Consider the following 22,589-nt stretch of genomic DNA (forward strand, 5'->3'; position numbering starts at 1 on the left):
GCCAAGCTATGCTGGTGGTCGGTGTTTGTATTTAATTCATCTTGGTGGTGAAAATAACCATGAATAAGTGCTATTAAGTGAATGATTTTGTCTTTTGATACGTTAAACTAGCACTTTGTTAGAAATAGAAGCGATTTTTATGTTTACCGGTATTATTCAAACTCAAGCAACGGTAGTTTCTAAAACCCATGCACAGGGCGTATTACGTTTGGTAGTTTCTGTTAATGAGCAATACGTGAAGCATTTAGACTTAGGTGCCAGCATCGCTATAAATGGTTGCTGTTTGACTGTGGTAAAAGTAGAGCTAAGTAATCACGATGTGGTTGCTCAAGTGCATTTTGATGTTATTGACGAAACCCTGCAGCTAACTAATCTTGGGCAACTGGAATTGGGTAGTTTAGTTAATTACGAGCGTTCAGTGTCATTTGGTACTGAGTTGGGTGGGCACATTGTATCTGGACATATTCATTGCACCGCAAAAATTGCGCAAATAGTGAAGTTAGAAAACAACTATAAAATACAGCTCAGCCTACCACAAAAATGGCAAAAATATGTGCTATACAAAGGATTTGTATCTGTTAATGGTGCAAGTTTAACGGTGGGTAATATTGATGAATTTGGCTTTTGGTTGCATTTAATACCAGAAACACTCGATATAACTAATTTAGGTGAAGCCGTTGTGGGTGATGAGTTCAATATTGAAGTCGACCAGCAAACCTACACAATTATAAACACCGTTGAAAACTACATGCGCCAACATAGTTAAAATATTTGTTCGTCATCGCTGTCCACATGTAACTCTAACTTATTACGTGCATAATCTATATGCATGTTCAAGTGTATAAGGTTACAACAGGCACTGCATTCTTCATAGTAGTCTTGGTCGCCCATACTGGCATCGAGATCTAAATGAATATGGTGTCCACAATGTGGGCAGGCGATACGTTGTGATAAAAAGTCTTTCATAATAACACCTCATAAAAACTAAGTTTTTTTACGTGGGTAACACACAACGAGCTAATAATAACTATAGTGCTTATATTTTGTTTACTACATTTATTTTAGTTTAATTAGTTTATCAACGTGGTCTTTAGCCTGATTTAGATAATGCCCCGCATAAATGTTGGCGTTGTTTAAAATAGGGTAAAGCTGGTAAACAAGCTTACGTTGTTCATAACCCTGAGCTAAAGGGTATTGGTGATTGTAGGTACTATAAAACTCTTCAGGGAGGGGGGCATAAAGCTCACTCATAGCAATATCGACCTCCCGATCTCCGTAATAGCAGGCAGGGTCAAATAAGGTCGGAATGTTGTTTACAAAGCCCATATTACCGCGCCAAAAATCGCCATGTAATAGTGAGGGTAAAACATGATGATTATGCAGTTGCTCTTTTACTAAATTTATCAGTTGCTCGGGGTCTGCAAGTACAATGCCTTTTTCAGCTAATAGCTGTAATTGCCAACCAATACGTTCTTCTGCAAAAAATACATCCCATTTTTTATGCCACTGATTAGGTTGAGGTGTTGAGCTTAAATAATTGTCGGTGTCAAAACCAAACATCGCTTGCTGGTGTTTTTGATGTAACATAGCAAGATGCTCCCCCATAGCTGACCAATGGGTATGGGGAAGCTCGTCAAGTGCAAGCCACTCTAATACAATAAAGGCGAATTCTATATTGGCCCCAGTTGTAATGCAGTCTGGCACCATAAATACACTGTTTTGAGTAAGCTGTTTTAAACCTTGAGCTTGAGCCTCAAAGCGTTCTAGTTCATGTTTTTGCGTAATTTTAACTAAGTAATTGTGCTTGCCATCGCTTAAGTGAAACAACTTATCGGTGGATGTATTTTGCAACTGACGTTTATGGGTGTGTTTAAAATCGTAATGGATAGCTTGGCTGATCTGTTGATTGATTGTTTTCCACATAACAATAGTCACCTTTTAAACCTATAAATAAACTATGGCAAAAAGGGATTAAATAAACAAATTAATCGGTGTAAAATTAAGACTATCAATTTCTGATACAAATCACTGAAATGGAATAAAAATGAATAAAAGTTTTATCACTAACTTATTAGCAGCGTGTTGTGTTGTTATTGGTTTTGTATTTGATCAAGCCATTGTACTTTCAGTGGGTTTATTTGCACTCTCTGGTGCGGTTACAAATTTACTCGCTATTCATATGCTGTTTGAAAAAGTACCGTTTTTATATGGATCAGGTGTAATTGCGCTTAAGTTTGAAAGCTTTAAAGTGGCTATAAGAAATTTAATACTTACGGAGTTCTTTTCTGAGCATAAAATAGACAAGCTTCTAAGTAAGGCACAGCCAACGATTGATTTTGAATCGGTAATTTATAAAGTAGATTTAAACCCTGCATTCGATAATTTGTTAGTGGTTATTGAGCAATCACAATTTGGTAGCATGCTTGCAATGTTTGGCGGCACTGAAGCCGTTGAGCCAATGCGAGAAAAGTTTATTGAAAAAATGCAATCATCGCTGGTGCAAATAAGCGACACCGACGATTTTAAAACGCTATTAAGCGATATGTTAACCCAAGGGAATAACGCGCAAAACCTACATAATACAGTGCTTAAGTTAGTGGATGAACGCTTAGATGAACTCACCCCTAAAATGGTAAAAGAAATAATTCAAACCATGATCCGCGAGCACTTAGGCTGGCTCGTTGTGTGGGGTGGGGTATTTGGTGGCTTATTTGGTTTGTTGGCAGCGCTTATTTAATAATAAATACACGTTAAGCAGGTACTAAGCCCTGCCTAACGTGTTTGACTCGAGTAAATTAAACGCATTTAAAACTCACGATTTTTTAATTAGAACTCAGGTTATTTAGATCCCGCCATAATAACTACAAGCGGTTTATTTACTTTTGCTAAATCTCTTATTGACGTACTAGTAGATGCTTCAATATTTAAAAATTGTGCTGATTTATTTAAATCATACAGCGTTACAAAGTCACCCACTGATAAATCATTACAGAGTAATTTTTTGCTAATTACATGTTTATCTATACGTAGATCTTTCATTGTTCTGAGCAGTGTCAGTCTTTTGTTAGATGCAACGGCCATGCAAGCTTGGGTACCGGGTGATGAATCAGCGGCAACAAAAGTGGCCGCCATTACAGGAGCTGTTAATGTTGCTGCGCCCAATAATACAGTTGAATATAGAGTTGCTTTGAAAGAAATCATAGTATTTGCCTCTTTGTTTATATGCAACTTAAGTATTGCTTAATGTAGCCGAAATGTTGTTAACTGAATGGGGTAAGCTGTAAGAAGATGTGTATATAAATCGTGCAATTTTGTAGGTGTATGAAAAGTTGTTCATAAATAATTTATTTTTGACACACTTTAGCGTTTTCCTACTGAAATATTTTTTCAGGCTGTTATTATCGCGCCCTAAATTTGTGGCATTTTATATTTTTGGAGCGCAATTGTGAATAAAACGTTAGCAAGTTACTACCAGCAAGCTTATGCATGTGAGCAACAGCATTTTAACCAATGTTTTTATTGCGGCTGTGAGGCAACAGAGCGCGATCATTGCCCGCCATTGCATATGCTACAAAGTATTATTGATCTAGGTGAAGAAGCTGACTTTGTTGCCATTGCAGCTTGTTATGAATGCCATGCATTACTTCACAATGAGCGATTAATGACCATTGATGAGCGATTTAGCAAACTTAAAAAGAAGTTATCTAATAAGTATGCAAAGCCTTTGCGCGTTTATAACATGTGGGAAGAAAACGAGCTCGCTGACATGAGTGATGAATTTGCTCATAGTATTCAAGCGGGTATGAAACTCGGTAAAGAAGCGGCTGAGCGACTTGCTTTTACGGGGTTTAGTTATGCTACTGAAGAAGCACGTGTCACAGTGCGTGAAAAAACCAAAGAGTTTGATGTAGAAGGCACTGTATTTACCGACTTTAAAGAAGCGCTTAATTATTGCATTAATGTTTTAAAGGTACAAAAAAGTGATTTTTATAAAATTTTAGTGGAAGACTATCAAGGTGATTTTAATAAGGCATTGAGCCAATACAGACATCGCCATGATAAAGTCACAGCCGCAAAAGATGGTAATACATTGATTAAAGATTTTTCAAAATTATATAAGCAAAACTCAGATTTTGTAACCCGAACGGTTAAACACTTTATAAGTAAAGATCCATCGCTCACCACCGAAGGAGCACTGGATAAGCTTTATAACAATTATATAAAAAAATAATTACAGAAACTCACCTTAAATAACCGCCTTTTCACCTGTTTTTTTAGCTTTATGTGTTTGCTTTCGCTAAAGTAGTAAAAAAACAGGAGAACCTAAAAACATGCAAAAATTTGCTCCCTCATTGTTAGCTGTTGGTTTAGCAGCAGCACTTGTTGGTTGCCAAGAAAGCGGCCCACAAGATCCAAAAGTAACCATTAATAAAAACCCATACCCAAGTACTTATCAGCCAGTAGCGACATCAAGCACCTTGATCACTAATGCAACGGTATTAACAGGTACGGGTGAGCGTTTAGATGAAGCTGACGTACTGATTGTTGACGGTAAAGTGCAGCAAGTTGGTAAAGATTTAACTGCTAATGCAGACACCACTATTGACGCGCAAGGTAAATGGGTAACACCAGGCATTATTGACGTTCATTCACATTTAGGTGCTTATCCAAATCCATCGGTTGAGTCTCATCAAGATGGTAACGAAATGACCAGCCCTAATACGGCAGAAGTATGGGTTGAGCATTCAATTTGGCCACAAGATCCAGGTTTTAATCGCGCACGTGAAGGCGGTATTACGTCATTACAAATTTTACCAGGTTCAGCTAATCTATTTGGTGGACGTGGCGTTACACTTAAAAATGTACCGGCTCATACCATGCAAGGAATGAAATTTCCTGATGCGCCATACGGTTTAAAAATGGCCTGTGGTGAAAATCCTAAACGTGTTTACGGTCGAAAAGGTGTATTACCGATGACACGTATGGGTAATATGGCAGGTTATCGCACAGCATGGATTGGCGCTCAAGAATATAAGCGTGAGTGGGATAAGTACGATGCTGATTACGCTGCGGGTAAAAACCCAGAAGCTCCACACCGAGATATTAAATACGATACATTGCGCGGTGTTTTAGAAGGTGACGTTCGTATTCATAATCACTGCTACAAAGCAGAAGAAATGGCGATGATGATCGACCTTTCAAAAGAGTTTAATTATCATGCGGGCACATTCCATCACGGTATTGAAGCATACAAAATTGCTGATTTACTGGCTGAAAACGGCTCGTGTGCTGCACTTTGGCCAGACTGGTGGGGCTTTAAAATGGAAGCCTACGATATGGTGCAAGAGAACGTAGCAATTGTTGATGCCGTTAAAAACTCATGTGCTGTTGTGCACTCAGATTCTGACACGACGATTCAACGCTTAAACCAAGAAGCAGCGAAAGTTATGTTCAGTGCAAACCAAAATGGGTTTGATATTTCTGAGCAGCATGCAATTAAGTGGATCACAGCTAATGCCGCTAAATCTTTAGGTATTGAAGATAAAACAGGCTCACTTGAAGCAGGCAAACAAGCTGATGTTGTTATTTGGAATCAAAGCCCGTTTAGTGTTTATGCAAAAGCAGAGCAAGTGTTTGTTGATGGTGCAAAAGTTTACGATAGAAACGATAGCGCATTCCAAGCACAAAGTGATTTTATGTTAGGTCAACAATAAGGAGCACCCAGAATGAAAAAATTATCACGTTCGTTTTCGCTTTCTCTGGTTGCTGCAGGGCTATTAGCATCGGGTACCGTGAGCGCAGAGTCACTGGCAATTATTAATGCAACTTTGCATACATCTTCAGATCAAGGTGTATTAGAAGGAGCTAGCATAGTTATGAATGATGGCAAAATCACTGCCATTAACCCTAGCGATTTTAAAGTTGACAAAGTTATTGATGCTCAAGGTCAAATAGTGACCCCAGGTTTTATAGCCAGTGTAAACCAGCTTGGCTTAGTTGAAGTAGGTGCGGTTGCCGGTTCTCGCGATGCAGGAGAAGACAAAGCGGGTATCGATTTTGATGCAAGCTTGGCATTTAATCCTCGTTCAAGCTTAATACCTTATGCACGTAAAGGCGGTATTACTCGCGATTTGATCACCCCTTACGGTGGTGACAGCATATTTGCAGGCCTTGCAAGTGTTGTTGATTTAAGTGGTAGCTTCGAAAGCGTAAATAAAAAGCAAGCAGCATTAGTGGTTCATTTGGGTGAACGCAGCAAAGGCTCTCGTGCATTTACCTTGCAAACACTTATCAATAAGTTAGATGAGCATCAAACTAAAGCAAGCAAAGAAGCTAAAAAAGATGACGCTAAGCCAAGTGCTGAAGACACCATAATGGCTAAAGTACTAAAAGGCGATATGCCATTACTAATTAGTGTGTCGCGTTCGGCTGATATTGTTGAACTAATAAAAGTGAAACAGCAGTTTGGCGTAAACATTGTCCTTAATGGCGCTCAAGATGCCGTTGTAGTTAAAGATCGCATCGCTAAAGCAGGCATTCCTGTGATCATTAGTGCAATGGATAATTTACCAGGCAGCTTCGATTCATTGCATGCAAGCTTAAATAATGCCGGCATACTAGAAAAAGCCGGTGTTAAAGTGCTATTAACTGTGGGTGGCGATGCCAGCCACAATGTTTACCAGCTTCGCTACGATGCCGGTAACGCAGTGTCTTACGGTATGAGCCAACAAGGCGCATTAAAGGCCATGACTTCGAATGTGGCTGATGTATTTGGTATTAATGCCGGTAGCCTAGAAGTAGGTAAAGCCGCTGATGTTGTTATGTGGAGTAACGACCCGTTTGAGCTGAGCAGCCACGTGAATAAAATGTTTATTAATGGGGTTGAGGTTAGTACTGAATCTCGCCAAGATAAACTGCGTGAGCGCTATACAACAGAGTCGAACATGCCACGCGCGTACACAAAATAAACTTTTAAAGTTGAATTTAAAAGGCCGCATTAGCGGCCTTTTTTACGAACACCTTTCGCCTAAGCACAAAAAAGGCGCTCTATGAGCGCCTTTTCATTCATTTAACTGATTTATACTAGTTTAGATAAAATCTCGTTAAATGTTGTGCTCGGACGCATTGCTTTGAAGGCTGCATCATCATTTGGCTGGAAGTATCCGCCAATGTTCATTGCAGGACCCTGTGCATCGTTTAGCTCGCTAACAATTTGCTCTTTGTTGGTTTCAAGGTCGCTAGCAATTTGTGTAAATTGCGCTTTAAGCTCGCTATCTTCATTTTGCTTAGCAAGTTCTTGAGCCCAGAATAAAGATAAGAAGAAATGAGAACCACGGTTATCAATTTCTTTTACTTTACGTGAAGGCGACTTGTTTTCAGCTAAGAATGTACCCGTTGCTTTATCAAGCGTATCAGCAAGTACTTGTGCCTTGTTGTTACCTGTTGTCGTGCTTAGGTGTTCAAGTGACGCAGCAAGTGCTAAGAACTCACCTAAAGAATCCCAACGTAAGTGGTTTTCTTTTTCAAACTGTTGAACGTGCTTAGGAGCAGAACCACCCGCACCTGTTTCAAATAGACCACCGCCATTCATTAGTGGCACAATTGAAAGCATTTTAGCACTAGTGCCCAATTCTAAAATTGGGAATAAATCTGTTAGGTAATCACGTAATACGTTACCTGTTACAGAAATCGTATCTTTACCTTCTTTGATGCGTGCTAGTGAGAATAAGGTTGCATCCATTGGCGATAAAATTTGAATATCTAGGCCAGCAGTGTCGTGATCTGGCAGGTATTTATTCACTTTTTTGATTAGCTCAGCATCGTGTGCACGTTCTGCATCTAACCAGAAAATAGCCGGATTACCAGTTGCGCGAGCGCGGTTTACTGCAAGTTTAACCCAATCTTGAATTGGTGCATCTTTAACCTGACACATGCGCCAGATATCGCCTTGCTCAACACTGTGCTCAAGTAACGTATTGCCATTTGTGTCAACAACACGAATAGTACCGTCAGCTTTTGCTTCAAATGTTTTGTCATGTGAGCCGTACTCTTCCGCTTTTTGAGCCATAAGGCCAACGTTTGGTACGCTACCCATAGTCGTAGGATCAAAAGCACCGTGCTCTTTACAAAAATCAATGGTTGCTTGGTAAACGCCAGAGTAACAACGATCTGGAATTACAAAGCTTGTGTCTTGTAATTTATCGTCTTTATTCCACATTTGACCGCTTGAGCGAATTGCAGCAGGCATAGAAGCATCGATGATCACATCACTTGGTACGTGTAAGTTTGTAATGCCACGATGAGAATCAACCATTGCGATAGCAGGGCGGTTAGCATAAACAGCTTGAATATCTGCTTCAATTTCTTCGCGCTTAGCGTCATCTAATGTTTGAATTTTAGAGTACACATCGCCTAAACCGTTGTTTACATCAACACCTAGCTCTTCAAAAAGTGCACCGTGTTTTGCAAAAACGTCTTTGTAGAATACTTTTACAGCGTGACCAAAGATGATTGGATCAGATACTTTCATCATGGTTGCTTTCATGTGAAGCGAAAATAACACGCCTTTTTCTTTCGCTGCATTAATTTCAGCTTCTAGGAATGCTTGTAATTTTGCAGCGCTAATACGTGATGCATCAATTACTTCACCAGCAAGTAATGGCGTGCTTTGCTTAAGTACAGTGATATCGCCATTAGCCGCTACGTGTTCAATACGAACATCCGTTGCTTCATCAACAGTTACTGATTGCTCAGAACCAAAGAAGTCACCTTCTTCCATGCTTGCAACGTATGATTGTGAATCTTTGCTCCACGCGCCCATTGAATGCGGGTTATTACGTGCATACTCTTTCACTGAACCTGGTGCGCGACGGTCAGAGTTACCTTCACGAAGAACAGGGTTTACTGCGCTGCCTTTAATTTTATCGTATGCTGCTTGAATGGCTTTTTCTTCATCGTTTTTAGGTTCTACAGGGTATTCTGGAAGTGCATAACCTTTTTCTTGAAGCTCTTTAATTACAGCGCGAAGTTGCGGAACTGATGCACTAATGTTCGGTAATTTAATGATGTTAGCTTCTGGTGTTTTTGCCATTTCGCCAAGCTCTGCAAGTGCATCACCAATGCGTTGTTCTTCTGTTAGGTAATCCGGGAAGCTCGCAATTACACGACCAGCTAATGAGATGTCGCGTGTTTCAACTTCAACACCTGCCGCATTTGTGTACGCTTGGATAATAGGTAACAACGAATAAGTTGCTAGTGCCGGAGCTTCGTCCGTTTTTGTATAGATAATTTTTGATGTCATCATCATTCCTAGATAGTAGGCCGCATTGGCCAAATTCAACAATGCAAAGAAATCATCGCTTAATACCTTATAAATAAAGCATTAGTATATGCAATGAGTAGTCTGTTAGGTGTTGGTACTCGTATAACCTAAACAAGGTAAGAATAATCACACCTGACGGACTAGTGTCTTTTATAACTGAAATTTATGTAATTAAAAACTAGCCATTAGGCTAAAGTAATTACGTTTTACAGGATAAAGAGTGTAACAAGCTTGGCTAAAAAGGGCTAGGATTACGCGCCAAACGCCAGCAGTTAAACATCTAATACTGAAATTATTGGGGTAGATAAAATAAAATCAAGGAGCAGGGTTGAATTAACAAACAATGAAGCAATTTATATGTAAGTGGTTAGGGATATTTAGGGGATTAAGCGAGGATCTAAACAGGTCGCTCGCTTTAGTCTCATATTTACAATCACTCTATAATATCGCCGTTAGGGGCTATATTAGTAGCGTGTAGACCTTTAGGGCCCTGTTGTAATTCGAAGGTAACATCTTGACCAGCTTTAAGCGTCTTGTATCCGTCCATTACAATAGTGGAGTAATGAGCAAAAATGTCGTTCTCGCAACCGTCTTCTACGATGAAACCAAAACCTTTGGCGTTGTTGAACCATTTGACTTTACCACAAGCCATACTTCTACATCCTTCTATAAGTTGACTAATTTAGTTATCCTAAACTGTATTGTTTGCTAGACTGACTAAGGTTTAATCAATCACCATTTGACTGTAGTTTATTTAAGCAACCAGTCAAGTGTTTTAGGTTATTTTTTAACATTTTATTTATTTTTTTATTCAAGTTTGCTTGAGTTACAAAGACAAGACTATATTTAATTATGAGTGGTATGAAAGATTCTGGTGTTATCGACACCGTTCGCGATAGTGAAAAGCAAAAGTTGCAGCCACCGCGAAAATATAAAGTTGTGTTAAACAACGATGATTACACGCCGATGGATTTTGTAATAGAGATCTTAATGACGTTTTTTAATATGGATAGCGATAGAGCAACTGATGTGATGCTGCAAATACATCAGCAAGGTAAGGGCATATGTGGTGTTTACAGCGCCGACGTAGCACATACTAAGGCTGAGCAAGTTAACCGCTACTCAAGGGATAACGAGCATCCACTGCTATGTAGTTGTGAGCAGGAATAAATACCACAAAGGTGAACTTTCATCTTTGAAGTGCGGTATAAAATTATTATCTCTGTAAGGGGTTGCCAATGCTAAATAAAGACTTAGAACTAACTTTGAACACTGCGTTTCGTGAAGCGCGTACACGTCGTCATGAGTTTATGACCGTAGAGCACCTTTTATTAGCTCTACTCGACAACCCATCAGCTGGAGAAGCGCTTAATGCGTGTGGTGTTGACGTTTCTGGATTAAAAACAGAGTTACTTGAATTTATTGATGAAACCACACCGGTTATTCCTGATTTAGAAGAAGAGCGCGAAACTCAACCAACACTTGGTTTTCAGCGAGTATTACAGCGCGCTGTATTTCATGTGCAATCTTCTGGCAAAAATGAAGTGACAGGCGTTAATGTGCTGGTCGCTATTTTTTCTGAGCAAGAAAGCCAAGCCGTGTACTTACTTAAAAAGAACGATATTTCTCGACTTGATATTGTTAACTTTATTTCTCATGGGATTGCCAAAGGTGACGACGAATTAGGCGATGATACCGACGATATTCATGAAGAGGTGCAAGAAGTAGCAAGCGAAGAAGCGAGTAAGCTCGACAGCTTTACAACTAACCTTAATATACACGCTAAAGAGGGTAATATTGACCCGCTTGTTGGCCGTGACAGTGAAGTAGAGCGCACAGTGCAAGTGCTGTGTCGTCGTAAAAAGAATAACCCATTACTGGTTGGTGAAGCCGGCGTAGGTAAAACTGCCATTGCCGAGGGCTTAGCCTATCGTATTGTTAACGAACAAGTGCCTGAAGTCATTGCAGATGCGGTTGTGTACTCTTTAGATATGGGCGCGTTACTTGCCGGTACCAAATACCGAGGCGATTTTGAAAAACGCTTTAAAAGTTTATTAAAAGAGTTACAAGCAAAACCAGGTTCAATTTTATTTATTGATGAAATTCACACCATTATTGGTGCAGGTGCTGCCTCAGGTGGGGTAATGGATGCCTCAAACTTAATTAAGCCGTTACTCTCAAGTGGGCAATTACGTTGTATGGGTTCTACCACTTACGGTGAGTACAAGAATATTTTTGAAAAAGATCGCGCCCTAGTTCGTCGTTTTCAAAAAATTGATGTGCTTGAACCTAGTGTTGAAGATACCACTAAAATTCTTAACGGCTTAAAAGATCGTTACGAAGCACACCATGGTATTCGTTATACGCAAAAAGCGTTAAAAGCAGCCGCTGAGCTAAGTGCCAAGTATATTAATGAGCGTCACTTACCTGATAAAGCGATTGACGTTATTGATGAAGCAGGCGCAAGCCAACGGCTACTGCCTACGTCCAAGCGTAAAAAAACCATTGGTGTATCTGATATTGAGATGATTGTGTCTAAAATGGCGCGTATTCCGCCTCAAAATGTGTCGTCGTCTGATAAAGAAACGCTGAAAAACTTAGACCGTAATTTAAAAATGTTGGTGTTTGGACAAGATCAATCCATTGATGCATTAACTTCTGCTATTCGCTTATCGCGCTCAGGTTTAGCAAACGAGAACAAACCGGTTGGTTCGTTTTTATTTGCAGGCCCAACAGGGGTAGGTAAAACAGAGGTTACCAAGCAATTAGCTAAATGCATGGGTGTTGAGTTTATTCGTTTTGATATGTCTGAATACGTTGAGCGCCATGCGGTGAGCCGTTTAATCGGTGCTCCTCCGGGTTATGTAGGTTTTGAACAAGGCGGCTTATTAACAGAAGCGGTGATCAAAAACCCACATGCAGTGGTATTGCTGGATGAAATTGAAAAAGCGCATCCTGATATCTACAACATTTTATTACAAGTTATGGATCACGGTACGCTAACAGATAATAACGGCCGAAAAGCTGACTTTAGAAACGTAGTAGTAGTGATGACCACCAATGCCGGCGTACAAGAAACCACGCGTAAGTCGATTGGTTTTAGTGAGCAAGATCACACACACGATGCAATGGGTGAAATTAACAAAGTATTTTCACCTGAATTTAGAAACCGCTTAGATAACATTATTTGGTTTAATCACCTCGAAAAAGAGGTTATTTTGCAAGTGGTTGATAAATTTGTTGTTGAGTTACAAGCGCAACTGGATAAGAAGTCAGTTAACCTTGAGCTTACTTCTAAAGCTCGTGAGTGGTTGGCTGATAAAGGCTATGACAAAGCAATGGGCGCGCGTCCTATGGCGCGTGTTATCCAAGAAGATCTTAAAAAGCAATTGGCTAACGAAATACTGTTTGGTGAGCTAATTTCTGGCGGTACGGTAAAAGTATCGGTTAAAGATAAAAAACTGCGTTTTGATTACGAGAGTGACTTAACGCCAGCCTAACCTAAAAAAGTTAGCAATTTAAAAAGCCTGCTTTATGCAGGCTTTTTTATTTGCCAAAGAAATAGGCAACAAAAAACCCAGCAAAGGCTGGGTTTTTTGTTTATTAAATGTAATTACTGGCTACTACCATTAATTACATTTAATAAACGCTTAAAGCTAGTTTTCACTAGCCAAAAACTAAATCTCGTTTACGCACTTACTTAGCGAGCACGGAATACGATACGACCTTTCGATAAATCGTAAGGAGTCATTTCTACCGTTACTTTATCGCCGGTTAAAATACGGATATAGTTTTTGCGCATTTTACCTGAAATATGAGCCACAACTACGTGACCATTTTCTAGCTCAACTCGGAACATTGTATTTGGTAAAGTATCAAGGACTGTCCCTTGCATTTCGATTACGTCTTCTTTCGCCATGTTTAGCGTAACACCTCTTTAATAGTTAAACGCTGCAGATTTTGCCCAAAATACGCCAATAAGTAAAGGCGCAGGGGCTATTTTTGTAAATTAAATAGCCACCCACTGGTCATTGAGCTGTTTTTGGGCAGGTAAAAACTGGGTTTTATACTTCATTTTGTCGCATTCATCTATTTGATAGCCTAAATAAACAAACTGTTTGTGTTGCTGTTTAGCAAATTTAAGCTGCTGTAATATCATTACAGTCCCTAAACTGAAGTGTTCGTAGTCAGGGTCAAAAAATGTATAAATAGCGGAAATAGCGTTGTCCATACAATCAGTTACAGCAACGGCTACTAAGTTTTCTTGATCCCAAAGCTCTATAAAGGTGATGGTTAACCAGCTACAAAACAAAAAACTTTGAAATTGTGATTTATCAGGTGGATACATAGAACCGTCTTGATGACGTAAACTAATGTATTTACTGTAAAGTGGGTAGTATTGTTCGCGTTCAACCTGTGAATATTTTACCTCAAAGCGGTTTTTTGCTTTGTTAAGTTTACGTTTTTGCGATTTTGTCGGCATAAACTCATCAGCTAAAACGCGCACAGAACTACATGCGCTGCAAATAGGGCAGTGCGGGCGATAAATTTGGTTACCGCTGCGACGAAAGCCTAATCCTAATAATGATTCAAACTTGTTGCTGCTGTAACAACTTGGGTCGAGTATCACCAGCAGTTGTTCTTGGCGATCAGGTAAATAACTGCATTCAAACGGTTGGCTTAGGCCTATACGAGCCGGAAGTTGTTCATTCATATATCGCGATTAGCTCCTGTGGCTGCCACATACTGGCAGCTGGGGTGTAACACTGTGCTTTATTAAGTTTAGTTAAAAATTCTTCACGTGGAATCACGCTGGCACCTAACGACATTAAATAAGGATTTTCTAATTGGCAATCAATAAAATGCGCATTATGGCGCTTAAGCCAATTAACCAGCGCCCACATCGCCAGTTTGGAGCAATTTGTTTGATGATGAAACATTGATTCACCACAAAAAACGCCAGTTTGCATAATCCCATATAAGCCGCCTACAAGCTCTCCCTCACGCCATACCTCTAAACTATGAGCTAAGCCATTGTAATGCGCTTTTATGTACGCCTGTTGCATTTGCGGGGTGATCCAAGTGCCATCGGTATCAAGACGTTGATCGCGGCACGCTTCTATCACTTCTTCAAAGGCATGATTAATGGTTACGGTGACCGGGTGCTTTTTTAAATGTTTTCGTAAGCTTTTACTAACATGAAAGTCATTAAGCTCAACAATACCGCGCTCACTGGGTGACCACCACATAATTGGCTCTTGTTCACTAAACCACGGAAAAATACCAGATAAATAGGCATTTTTTAATCGCGTTACCGATAAGCATCCACCAATGGCAAGTAAACCATCTGGATCATCTAATGCATGGCTGGGATCAGGAAAAGCAAAATGGCTCGTAGCGAGTTGATAGAGTTGTTTAGTCATAACACCGATTGAATAACTGCATGGTCAAGATAAAGTGTAACCTGTTGCTTTAAAATCACAAACCACAAATTATTGGGTTGTCCATAGGGTTGAGCAGGGCTTACATTCCTGTGAGGTAAATTTTAGCCAAAAAAAAAGCGCGTTTAAAACGCGCTTTAATTATTAGCTTAAAAAGTGCTAACTAATAGAATTAGCTAACCACTTTTACTGGTACTGCTTGTCCAGCGTTGAACTTAGTTGTCATTGCTTCTTCAACAGGTGTAAACGATGTAAGGTCAATACCTTCAACCGCAGACTTGTACTCTTCGATAGTCGGGAAACGACCAAGAACAGAAGATAGAACTACAACTGGCGTAGAACCTAGAAGTGACTCACCTTTTTTCTCAGATGTATCGGCTACTACACGGCCTTGGAAAAGACGTGTTGATGTTGCGATAACAGTATCACCAGGTTCTGCTTTTTCTTGGTTACCCATACATAAGTTACAACCAGGACGTTCTAGGTATAAGATATTTTCATACTTAGTACGTGCAGCCGTTTTTGGTTTTGCATCGTCAAATTCAAAACCTGCGTATTTAGCAAGAATATCCCAATCGCCTTCAGCTTTAAGCTCATCAACAATGTTGTATGTTGGTGGCGCAACAACTAATGGCGCTTTGAATGAGATAGAACCGTTTTTCTTCTCAAGGTTACGTAGCATGTGAGCAATAATTTTCATATCGCCTTTGTGAACCATACACGAACCAACAAAACCTAAATCAACAGGCTTGTCGTTGTAAAAAGAAACAGGGCGGATCACATCGTGAGTATAACGCTTAGAAACATCATCGTTATTTACGTCTGGATCGGCAATCATTGGCTCAACGATTTGGTCCAAATCAACCACAACTTCTGCGTGGTATTTAGCGTTGTCGTCTGGAGAAAGTGCTGGCTCTTCACCAGATTGAATACCTGCAATACGCTTGTCGGCTAAATCGATTAGACCTTGTAGCGTTTGTGCTTCGTTTTCCATACCTTTGTTGATCATGATTTGGATACGTGACTTAGCAAGTTCAATTGACTTAATTAACGTTTCATCATTTGAAATACAGATTGACGCTTTCGCTTTCATTTCTGCAGTCCAGTCAGTGAAAGTAAACGCTTGGTCAGCCATTAGGGTACCAATGTGAACTTCAATGATACGGCCTTGGAACACGTTTTCGCCGCCAAATTGCTTAAGCATTTGCGCTTGCGTTGCATGTACAACGTCGCGGAAATCCATGTGCTTAGCCATTTTGCCTTTAAACGTCACTTTAACTGAATCAGGAATTGGCATCGCTGATTCACCCGTTGCAAGTGCAACAGCAACAGTACCTGAGTCGGCACCAAAGGCAACGCCTTTAGACATACGTGTATGCGAGTCACCACCAATGATGATAGCGCGATCATCAATTGTAATGTCGTTCAATACTTTGTGAATAACGTCAGTCATTGCATGGTAAACGCCTTTCGGGTCACGTGCAGTGATCAAACCAAACTTATTCATAAACGCCATTAGTTTAGGAATGTTTGCTTGTGCTTTGCTATCCCATACTGATGCTGTATGACAACCAGACTGGTAGGCACCATCAACAAGAGGTGAAATCGTTGAAGCAGCCATTGCTTCTAGTTCTTGTGCTGTCATTGGACCGGTTGTATCTTGCGAACCAACGATGTTCACTTTAACGCGAACGTTTGAGCCTGCGTGAAGTGGCGTATCTGATAGTACACCTACCGCATTACGGTTAAAGATTTTTTCAACCGCTGTTAAGCCTTGACCTTCGTGTGAAATTTCTTTTGAAGGTGCGTAAACAAGCGGCGTTTCAATGCCAAGAGTTTCAGCAGCAAACGTTTGTAGTTTCTTACCAAATACAACGGCGTAAGAACCACCGGCTCTCATGAATTCAACTTTTTGCGGTGTGAACGCTGATGAAATATCAACAAGTTCTTTATCACCGTTATAAAGCTTCTTCTCTTTAGTATTGATTGTTAATACAGTACCAGTAGCAACAGAGTAAGCTTCTTCAAGCACTGCGTCACCGTTTGCATCAGTTACTGTATTGCCGTCTGCATCTACTTTCTTAACCCAGTTTTTAAGGTCAAGACCAATACCGCCAGTTACATCAACCGTTGTTAAGAAGATTGGCGCAATACCATTTGTACCTGCAACAACAGGTGCAATGTTGATGAAAGGAACGTATGGGCTTGCTTGTTTACCAGCCCAAAGTGCTACGTTATTCACACCAGACATACGAGATGAACCAACGCCCATGGTGCCTTTTTCAGCAATAAGCATTACTTTAGCGTTAGGGTGTTTCTTTTGAAGGGCAACGATTTCTTGTTGTGCTTCTTCAGTGATCATACATTTACCGTGTAATTCACGGTCAGCACGTGAGTGTGCTTGGTTACCTGGAGACAGTAAATCAGTTGAGATGTCGCCTTCACCAGCAATGTAAGTTACTACTTCGATTTTTTCTTCGATGTCAGGTAATTTTGTAAAGAATTCAGCTTTTGAGAAGCTCTCTAGTAATTCTTTAGCAATTGGGTTACCTGCTTCGTAGGCCGCTTTTATGCGCTCCATATCTGCATCGTATAAGAATACCTGAGTTTTCAGTACTTCTGCAGCTTGTGCTGCGATTTTTGCGTCATCAGCAAAGGCTAAATCAATTAGCATTTCAATCGATGGGCCGCCTTTCATGTGTGAAAGTAGTTCGAATGCAAATTCTGGAGTGATCTCTGCAACGTGCTCTTCACCTAAAATGATTTCTTTTAGAAACTGTGCTTTAACGCCCGCAGCACTGGTTGTTCCAGGTAAAGTATTAAAAATAAAGAAATGCAGTGAATCTTTACGATGCTCGTTATTAGTATCTTTAATTTGATTAATTATTTCTGATACTAGTTCAGCGCTATCGATTGGTTGTGGGCTTAATCCAAGCTCCGTTTTACGGGTTTGGATTTCTTCCATATATTTTGTATACAAACTCATAGAAAACTCTCGGTAATTTACTTGATATGAAGTTAAGCATTTTAACTGATTTTACAGTTTCTAGTAATGCCTAAATGAATAAAGCTTTTATTCCTGACGATAATTATAGCTAGTTTTACTTATATAATTTGACGGTATTTGTTGCTCACCCTTAGATCCTATCGCACCTAAGCCATTAATTGTATAAATAAAACTAATTTCAATTATAAGTACAATGAATTTTGGTGTGAGTACAGTTATGTTTGGGCATAAAAAAGGGCTGAAAATTCAGCCCTTTTTTAATTTAGATTCTAAATTACAGATTATCTAAAAAGCGTTCTGCATCAAGTGCAGCCATACAGCCAGTACCGGCAGAGGTAATCGCTTGACGGTAAATATGGTCAGATACATCACCAGCAGCAAATACACCTGGCACACTGGTTTGGGTTGCATTACCGTTTAGACCAGATTCAACCACTAGGTAGCCGTCTTTCATTTCTAGCTGACCTTCAAACATATCGGTGTTTGGCTTATGGCCAATGGCAATAAACACACCCGCTAAATCAAGTTCTTCAGTAGCATCTGACGCCACATCTTTAATGCGAACGCCGGTCACACCCATTTGGTCACCAAGTACTTCATCAAGTGTACGGTTGTAGTGCATTACAACATTACCGTTCGCAGCTTTTTCAGCAAGGCGGTCAGCAAGAATTTTTTCACTACGGAAACTGTCACGACGGTGAATAACATGAACTTCATCAGCAATGTTAGATAGGTATAACGCTTCTTCAACCGCTGTGTTACCACCACCAACAACCGCTACTTTTTGACCTTTATAGAAAAAGCCGTCACAGGTTGCACAAGCAGAAACACCACGGCCTTGGAAATTAGTCTCAGACTCTAAGCCTAAATATTTCGCAGAGGCACCGGTTGCAATAATTAAAGCATCACATGTGTAAGTACCTTGGTCACCGGTTAGTGTGAAAGGGCGCTTAGATACGTCAACTTTGTTGATGTGGTCGAACACAATTTCAGTTTCAAAGCGTTCTGCATGCTCTTTCATACGATCCATTAATGCAGGGCCGGTTAAACCGTGTGCATCGCCAGGCCAGTTTTCAACTTCAGTGGTGGTTGTTAGCTGGCCACCTTGTTGAATACCGGTAATTAAAACAGGGTTTAAATTAGCACGTGCAGCGTAAACTGCGGCTGTGTAGCCTGCAGGGCCCGAACCTAAAATAAGTAACTTACAATGTTTTGCTTCAGTCATGATCTTTTCCTAAACGTTTAATACGGTTTTAATGCGCCCGATTCTAAGAAAAACAAGTAGGAAGTAAATAAAAGATGAGATTATTTTTTTTCGCAAATTACAAAGCTGTTCATTAATGTGTACTAGTAAATGCTTTAAAGGCAGCCCCCGCCTAATAAATAGACTGTTAGCCAATAAAACGACGTTAATTCATGACCAGCCTGATTTTTTTTGTTATCTTTTAACTAATTTTGATTTGTCACTGCTTAATTATGTGACCTAAGTGAATAGGCAACTATGTTATTTTGGCAAGAGAAACCCGCATTTGGGTTGACTTCAAAAGACGTTAACGTCTTAACCAATGCGCAAGAATACCGTACGCAATTGTTAGATTTAATTGCCAACGCAAAAAAACGAATTTATATCACCACACTTTACTTACAAGATGATGAAGCGGGTCGTGAAATATTAGCCGCACTACACAGTGCATCGTTAGCTAACCCTTCGCTTGAAATTAAAGTACTGGTTGATTTTCATCGCGCACAGCGTGGTTTAATTGGTGCAGAAAAGTCAGAGGGCAATGCAAGCTTATATTGCGACAGCTTAGAGAAGTTTAATTCAAACGTTCAAGTGTATGGTGTTCCCGTAAAAGCCAAAGAACTGTTTGGGGTATTGCATTTAAAAGGCTTTGTTATAGACGACACATTGCTCTACAGCGGTGCCAGTTTAAATAATGTGTATTTGCAATATAGCGACCGATACCGACTCGATCGCTACTTTTTAGTCTCGCAAAGCGAATTATGTGACTCAGTGGTCGATTTTATCGAATCAACTTTATTGAGCTCTGAAGCGGTACCAAGAATTGATCAACGACCGCTTAAACGCATGGCTGACTTTAAGCTTGAACAAAAGCAACTTATGCGTGAGCTTAAATCGGCAAGCTATAAAAGTGCGCAGAACTTGAATACTCATGCAATGGGCATTCGTTTATTTTTAGGTTTAGGCCGTCGTAATAATGAGCTTAATCGCTTAATTAAAGCGTTATTTGATACCACCGAGCAAGAGCTGGTGTTATACACGCCGTATTTTAATTTTCCGGCGCCATTAATGCGCTCTTTACGCAGGCTATTAAAGCAAGGTAAACAAGTCACTATTGTGGTGGGCGATAAAACTGCAAACGATTTTTACCTGCCACCTAGCGAGCCATTTAGTAAAATTGGTGCGTTACCGTATTTATACGAAACTATTTTACATAAGTTTGTAAAATCGCAAAAACGCCACATAGATAATGGCAACTTAAACGTATACCTTTGGAAACACGAGAGTAACTCGTTTCATCTAAAAGGGATTTGCTGTGACCGTAAAGTGCATTTACTTAGTGGGCATAACCTAAATCCGCGCGCGTGGGGGCTGGATATCGAAAATGGCATTCTGATAGAAGATCCTGAACAATCTATCATGCGCGACATTGATAATGAACGCCAAGAAATTTTAAAGCATTGTCGTCGTTTAACCGGTCCAGATGATTTAGAAACCATGAGCGATTACCCGCAGCCAGTGAAAAAGCTACTTGGTCAAGCTAAGCGCGTAAAAGTCGATTTTATTATTAAACGATTTATATAACACTTGGGTCTGTTGACCACAGACCCTAAAATTTAGATACAAAAAAAGCAGCTAATTAGCTGCTTTTTTAATGCTTATACCTAAATTATGGCTTAGGTATAAGCGGTAACAATAATAGTTACGCGTTTTCTACTGCAGTGCGTGGGTCAACATATTCCATGTTGAACGCTTCAGCTACTTCTTTGTATGTTACTTGGCCTTTAATTACGTTTAAGCCTTTTAAGAAGTGAGCGTCATCTAGTAGTGCTTTTTTGTAACCTTTGTTTGCAAGGTTAATGATGAACGGTAATGTTGCATTATTAAGTGCAAATGTAGATGTACGTGGAACAGCACCAGGCATGTTAGCAACACAGTAGTGAACAACTTCATCAACGATGAAAGTAGGATCAGCGTGCGTAGTTGCTTTAGAGGTTGCAATACAACCACCTTGGTCAATCGCAACATCAACAATAGCAGCACCTGGCTTCATTGCTTTAATGTGTTCAGCAGTCACTAGTTTAGGTGCAGCAGCACCTGGGATAAGCACGCCACCAATTACTAGGTCAGCTTCTAATACGTGCTTTTCAAGCGCATCAGCTGTTGAGTAAATAGCTTTAACTTTGTTACCAAACTGTGCGTCTAGTGCACGTAGTACGTCGATGTTACGGTCAAGTACAACAACCTCAGCACCTAAGCCAACCGCCATTTGTGCAGCGCTACGACCAACCATGCCGCCACCAATAACAACAACTTTAGCTGGCTCAACACCTGGTACACCACCTAGTAACATACCACGACCGTGGTTTGCTTTTTCTAGCGCTTGTGCACCTGCTTGAATAGACATACGGCCCGCTACTTCACTCATTGGTGCCAATAGTGGTAAACCGCCGCGTGCATCAGTTACTGTTTCATAAGCAATACAGATTGCTTTACTTTTAACAAGGTCTTCAGTTTGTGGAAGATCCGGTGCAAGGTGAAGGTAAGTGAAAAGAATTTGGTCTTCACGTAACATTGCACGCTCAACAGCTTGTGGCTCTTTTACCTTGATGATCATTTCTGCTTTTGCAAAAACGTCAGCAGCTGTTTCTAAAATTTCAGCGCCTGCTTGAACATAATCATCATTTGTAAAACCAATGCCCATACCAGCATTCGTTTCAACAATCACTTGGTGGCCGTGATTTACAAGTTCGCGAACACTCGCAGGAACCATACCTACACGGTACTCGTGGTTTTTAATTTCTTTAGGTACACCAATAATCATAATTTTGCCTTGTTAGAACGGGATAAAAATTTTCCACTATTATATTCATGCTAGGGTAGTGTGTCTCACCTTTTTTTAAGTCCTTTATAGTGTTAGTATCTGTAAAATTAATTTTATTAGAATAAAAAACTAAAAAGCCATGCATAACTTATTAGACCGTATTGATCGCAAAATTTTAGTCGAATTACAACTTGATGGCCGCCTGTCAAATGTTGAACTGGCCCGACGAGTTGGCCTAAGCGCCACGCCCTGTCTAGAGCGAGTGAAAAAGCTAGAGCGAGAAGGGTATATTTTAGGCTATAAAGCAGTGGTTGATCCTGCCAAGCTTGGTCAAGGGCTTTCTGTGTATGTGGAAGTAACCATTACCAAAACATCGCCCGACGTGTTTGAAGAGTTCAGTGCTGCTGTTAGAAAACACGAAGAAATTATAGAATGTCATTTGGTTTCGGGTAATTTCGACTTTTTATTAAAAACCCGGGTTAACGATATGTCAGAATACCGAGGCGTACTCGGTGATATATTATTAAAGCTGCCCAATGTGAGTGAAAGTCGTACCTACGTGGTGATGGAAGAAGTAAAAGGTGAAGAAGGCGTTGTTATTCGTCCTTTTGTTGCTTAATGATAAAGTAACAGCCTTTAATATACTTTTATTGTTGCAGCCAACTTTGCTTTTTTAATGAGTGTACGACTAAATAATAAAAACTTGTTCATAATCAGGCCATCATGGTTAAGATAAAGTGCATCAAAATACA

20 protein-coding genes are annotated in these 22,589 nt (G+C 40.1%); 9 read left to right on the forward strand and 11 right to left on the reverse strand.

Going from position 1 to position 22,589, the window contains the following annotated elements; translation table 11 throughout:
* Positions 1-139: 139 nt before the first annotated feature.
* Positions 140-766 carry a riboflavin synthase gene (locus ACNSN2_RS05645; protein WP_054200746.1) on the forward strand — a complete coding sequence of 209 codons (627 nt, stop codon included), beginning with the start codon at positions 140-142 and terminating at the stop codon, positions 764-766.
* On the opposite strand, the gene ACNSN2_RS05650 is transcribed toward ACNSN2_RS05645, so the two are convergent.
* On the reverse strand, positions 763-966 hold the full coding sequence (locus ACNSN2_RS05650; RefSeq protein WP_008464077.1) for a CPXCG motif-containing cysteine-rich protein: 204 nt from the start codon (positions 964-966) through the stop codon (positions 763-765). The genes ACNSN2_RS05645 and ACNSN2_RS05650 overlap by 4 nt on opposite strands.
* A gap of 90 nt (positions 967-1,056) precedes the next feature.
* A complete protein-coding gene (locus ACNSN2_RS05655; protein WP_418608739.1) occupies positions 1,057-1,923 on the reverse strand; it encodes a fructosamine kinase family protein in 867 nt (288 codons plus the stop codon).
* Positions 1,924-2,044: 121 nt separating this feature from the next.
* Here ACNSN2_RS05655 and ACNSN2_RS05660 point away from each other — a divergent pair, with 121 nt between their 5' ends.
* A complete protein-coding gene (locus ACNSN2_RS05660; RefSeq protein ID WP_418608740.1) occupies positions 2,045-2,737 on the forward strand; it encodes a DUF445 domain-containing protein in 693 nt (230 codons plus the stop codon).
* Positions 2,738-2,838: 101 nt separating this feature from the next.
* Here the strand turns inward: ACNSN2_RS05660 and ACNSN2_RS05665 are convergent, their stop codons facing one another.
* Positions 2,839-3,201: a DUF3718 domain-containing protein gene (locus ACNSN2_RS05665; RefSeq protein WP_036984821.1), complete on the reverse strand. Its 363-nt coding sequence runs from the start codon at positions 3,199-3,201 to the stop codon at positions 2,839-2,841.
* Between the two features lie 244 nt (positions 3,202-3,445).
* Here ACNSN2_RS05665 and ACNSN2_RS05670 point away from each other — a divergent pair, with 244 nt between their 5' ends.
* The 3 genes from ACNSN2_RS05670 (at position 3,446) to ACNSN2_RS05680 (ending at position 6,968) form a co-directional block, all read left to right on the forward strand.
* Positions 3,446-4,231 (forward strand): hypothetical protein, encoded by a 786-nt coding sequence (locus ACNSN2_RS05670; protein ID WP_418608742.1) that lies wholly within the window; start codon positions 3,446-3,448, stop codon positions 4,229-4,231.
* Between the two features lie 100 nt (positions 4,232-4,331).
* The gene (locus tag ACNSN2_RS05675) at positions 4,332-5,714 is read left to right on the forward strand and encodes an amidohydrolase (protein ID WP_418608743.1); all 1,383 of its coding nucleotides are present in this window, start codon (positions 4,332-4,334) and stop codon (positions 5,712-5,714) included.
* A 12-nt stretch (positions 5,715-5,726) separates the two neighbouring features.
* On the forward strand, positions 5,727-6,968 hold the full coding sequence (locus tag ACNSN2_RS05680; RefSeq protein ID WP_054200751.1) for an amidohydrolase family protein: 1,242 nt from the start codon (positions 5,727-5,729) through the stop codon (positions 6,966-6,968).
* A gap of 110 nt (positions 6,969-7,078) precedes the next feature.
* On the opposite strand, the gene ACNSN2_RS05685 is transcribed toward ACNSN2_RS05680, so the two are convergent.
* Both ACNSN2_RS05685 and cspD read right to left on the reverse strand, forming a co-directional pair.
* The gene (locus ACNSN2_RS05685; RefSeq protein WP_008110106.1) at positions 7,079-9,301 is read right to left on the reverse strand and encodes an NADP-dependent isocitrate dehydrogenase; all 2,223 of its coding nucleotides are present in this window, start codon (positions 9,299-9,301) and stop codon (positions 7,079-7,081) included.
* Positions 9,302-9,755: 454 nt separating this feature from the next.
* The gene (gene cspD, locus ACNSN2_RS05690; RefSeq protein WP_008110104.1) at positions 9,756-9,974 is read right to left on the reverse strand and encodes a cold shock domain-containing protein CspD; all 219 of its coding nucleotides are present in this window, start codon (positions 9,972-9,974) and stop codon (positions 9,756-9,758) included.
* 209 nt (positions 9,975-10,183) lie between these two features.
* On the opposite strand from cspD, the gene clpS reads away from it, so the two are divergent.
* Together clpS and clpA are read left to right on the forward strand one after the other, a co-directional pair.
* Positions 10,184-10,492, forward strand: coding sequence for an ATP-dependent Clp protease adapter ClpS (gene clpS, locus ACNSN2_RS05695; protein ID WP_008110102.1), 309 nt, complete (start codon positions 10,184-10,186; stop codon positions 10,490-10,492).
* 68 nt (positions 10,493-10,560) lie between these two features.
* On the forward strand, positions 10,561-12,822 hold the full coding sequence (gene clpA / locus ACNSN2_RS05700) for an ATP-dependent Clp protease ATP-binding subunit ClpA (RefSeq protein ID WP_008110100.1): 2,262 nt from the start codon (positions 10,561-10,563) through the stop codon (positions 12,820-12,822).
* A 200-nt stretch (positions 12,823-13,022) separates the two neighbouring features.
* On the opposite strand, the gene infA is transcribed toward clpA, so the two are convergent.
* The 5 genes from infA to trxB form a co-directional block, all read right to left on the reverse strand.
* Positions 13,023-13,241: a translation initiation factor IF-1 gene (gene infA, locus ACNSN2_RS05705; protein ID WP_002962494.1), complete on the reverse strand. Its 219-nt coding sequence runs from the start codon at positions 13,239-13,241 to the stop codon at positions 13,023-13,025.
* 90 nt (positions 13,242-13,331) lie between these two features.
* Positions 13,332-14,036: an arginyltransferase gene (locus tag ACNSN2_RS05710; RefSeq protein WP_010389715.1), complete on the reverse strand. Its 705-nt coding sequence runs from the start codon at positions 14,034-14,036 to the stop codon at positions 13,332-13,334.
* Positions 14,029-14,745, reverse strand: coding sequence for a leucyl/phenylalanyl-tRNA--protein transferase (aat, locus tag ACNSN2_RS05715; RefSeq protein WP_418608745.1), 717 nt, complete (start codon positions 14,743-14,745; stop codon positions 14,029-14,031). Before aat ends, ACNSN2_RS05710 begins: the two co-directional genes overlap by 8 nt.
* A 190-nt stretch (positions 14,746-14,935) precedes the next feature.
* The gene (locus ACNSN2_RS05720; RefSeq protein WP_131690908.1) at positions 14,936-17,749 is read right to left on the reverse strand and encodes a bifunctional aconitate hydratase 2/2-methylisocitrate dehydratase; all 2,814 of its coding nucleotides are present in this window, start codon (positions 17,747-17,749) and stop codon (positions 14,936-14,938) included.
* A 295-nt stretch (positions 17,750-18,044) separates the two neighbouring features.
* A complete protein-coding gene (gene trxB / locus ACNSN2_RS05725; RefSeq protein WP_008110078.1) occupies positions 18,045-18,995 on the reverse strand; it encodes a thioredoxin-disulfide reductase in 951 nt (316 codons plus the stop codon).
* Between the two features lie 276 nt (positions 18,996-19,271).
* Between trxB and pssA the strand changes: the two genes are divergently transcribed.
* A complete protein-coding gene (gene pssA, locus ACNSN2_RS05730) occupies positions 19,272-20,597 on the forward strand; it encodes a CDP-diacylglycerol--serine O-phosphatidyltransferase (RefSeq protein ID WP_418608746.1) in 1,326 nt (441 codons plus the stop codon).
* 118 nt (positions 20,598-20,715) lie between these two features.
* Here the strand turns inward: pssA and ald are convergent, their stop codons facing one another.
* Complete coding sequence (ald, locus tag ACNSN2_RS05735) at positions 20,716-21,837, reverse strand: alanine dehydrogenase (RefSeq protein ID WP_055011832.1); 1,122 nt, start codon at positions 21,835-21,837, stop codon at positions 20,716-20,718.
* A gap of 139 nt (positions 21,838-21,976) precedes the next feature.
* On the opposite strand from ald, the gene lrp reads away from it, so the two are divergent.
* Positions 21,977-22,456, forward strand: a complete 480-nt coding sequence (gene lrp / locus ACNSN2_RS05740; RefSeq protein ID WP_008110073.1) for a leucine-responsive transcriptional regulator Lrp — start codon at positions 21,977-21,979, stop codon at positions 22,454-22,456.
* The last annotated feature ends 133 nt before the right edge of the window (positions 22,457-22,589 follow it).

The sequence above is a fragment of the Pseudoalteromonas sp. US3C1013 genome (genome assembly GCF_048401115.1).
GTDB lineage: Bacteria > Pseudomonadota > Gammaproteobacteria > Enterobacterales > Alteromonadaceae > Pseudoalteromonas > Pseudoalteromonas undina.

Bases quoted from the DNA above. Each gene is read 5' to 3' on its own strand.
- ACNSN2_RS05650 (WP_008464077.1), bottom strand. From the start codon at position 966: ATGAAAGACTTTTTATCACAACGTATCGCCTGCCCACATTGTGGACAC.
- pssA (WP_418608746.1), top strand. From the start codon at position 19,272: ATGTTATTTTGGCAAGAGAAACCCGCATTTGGGTTGACTTCAAAAGAC.
- infA (WP_002962494.1), bottom strand. From the start codon at position 13,241: ATGGCGAAAGAAGACGTAATCGAAATGCAAGGGACAGTCCTTGATACT.
- clpA (WP_008110100.1), top strand. From the start codon at position 10,561: ATGCTAAATAAAGACTTAGAACTAACTTTGAACACTGCGTTTCGTGAA.
- ACNSN2_RS05655 (WP_418608739.1), bottom strand. From the start codon at position 1,923: ATGTGGAAAACAATCAATCAACAGATCAGCCAAGCTATCCATTACGAT.
- ald (WP_055011832.1), bottom strand. From the start codon at position 21,837: ATGATTATTGGTGTACCTAAAGAAATTAAAAACCACGAGTACCGTGTA.
- ACNSN2_RS05665 (WP_036984821.1), bottom strand. From the start codon at position 3,201: ATGATTTCTTTCAAAGCAACTCTATATTCAACTGTATTATTGGGCGCA.
- cspD (WP_008110104.1), bottom strand. From the start codon at position 9,974: ATGGCTTGTGGTAAAGTCAAATGGTTCAACAACGCCAAAGGTTTTGGT.
- ACNSN2_RS05660 (WP_418608740.1), top strand. From the start codon at position 2,045: ATGAATAAAAGTTTTATCACTAACTTATTAGCAGCGTGTTGTGTTGTT.
- ACNSN2_RS05720 (WP_131690908.1), bottom strand. From the start codon at position 17,749: ATGAGTTTGTATACAAAATATATGGAAGAAATCCAAACCCGTAAAACG.
- clpS (WP_008110102.1), top strand. From the start codon at position 10,184: ATGAAAGATTCTGGTGTTATCGACACCGTTCGCGATAGTGAAAAGCAA.
- ACNSN2_RS05710 (WP_010389715.1), bottom strand. From the start codon at position 14,036: ATGAATGAACAACTTCCGGCTCGTATAGGCCTAAGCCAACCGTTTGAA.
- lrp (WP_008110073.1), top strand. From the start codon at position 21,977: ATGCATAACTTATTAGACCGTATTGATCGCAAAATTTTAGTCGAATTA.
- aat (WP_418608745.1), bottom strand. From the start codon at position 14,745: ATGACTAAACAACTCTATCAACTCGCTACGAGCCATTTTGCTTTTCCT.
- ACNSN2_RS05675 (WP_418608743.1), top strand. From the start codon at position 4,332: ATGCAAAAATTTGCTCCCTCATTGTTAGCTGTTGGTTTAGCAGCAGCA.
- ACNSN2_RS05685 (WP_008110106.1), bottom strand. From the start codon at position 9,301: ATGACATCAAAAATTATCTATACAAAAACGGACGAAGCTCCGGCACTA.
- ACNSN2_RS05680 (WP_054200751.1), top strand. From the start codon at position 5,727: ATGAAAAAATTATCACGTTCGTTTTCGCTTTCTCTGGTTGCTGCAGGG.
- ACNSN2_RS05645 (WP_054200746.1), top strand. From the start codon at position 140: ATGTTTACCGGTATTATTCAAACTCAAGCAACGGTAGTTTCTAAAACC.
- trxB (WP_008110078.1), bottom strand. From the start codon at position 18,995: ATGACTGAAGCAAAACATTGTAAGTTACTTATTTTAGGTTCGGGCCCT.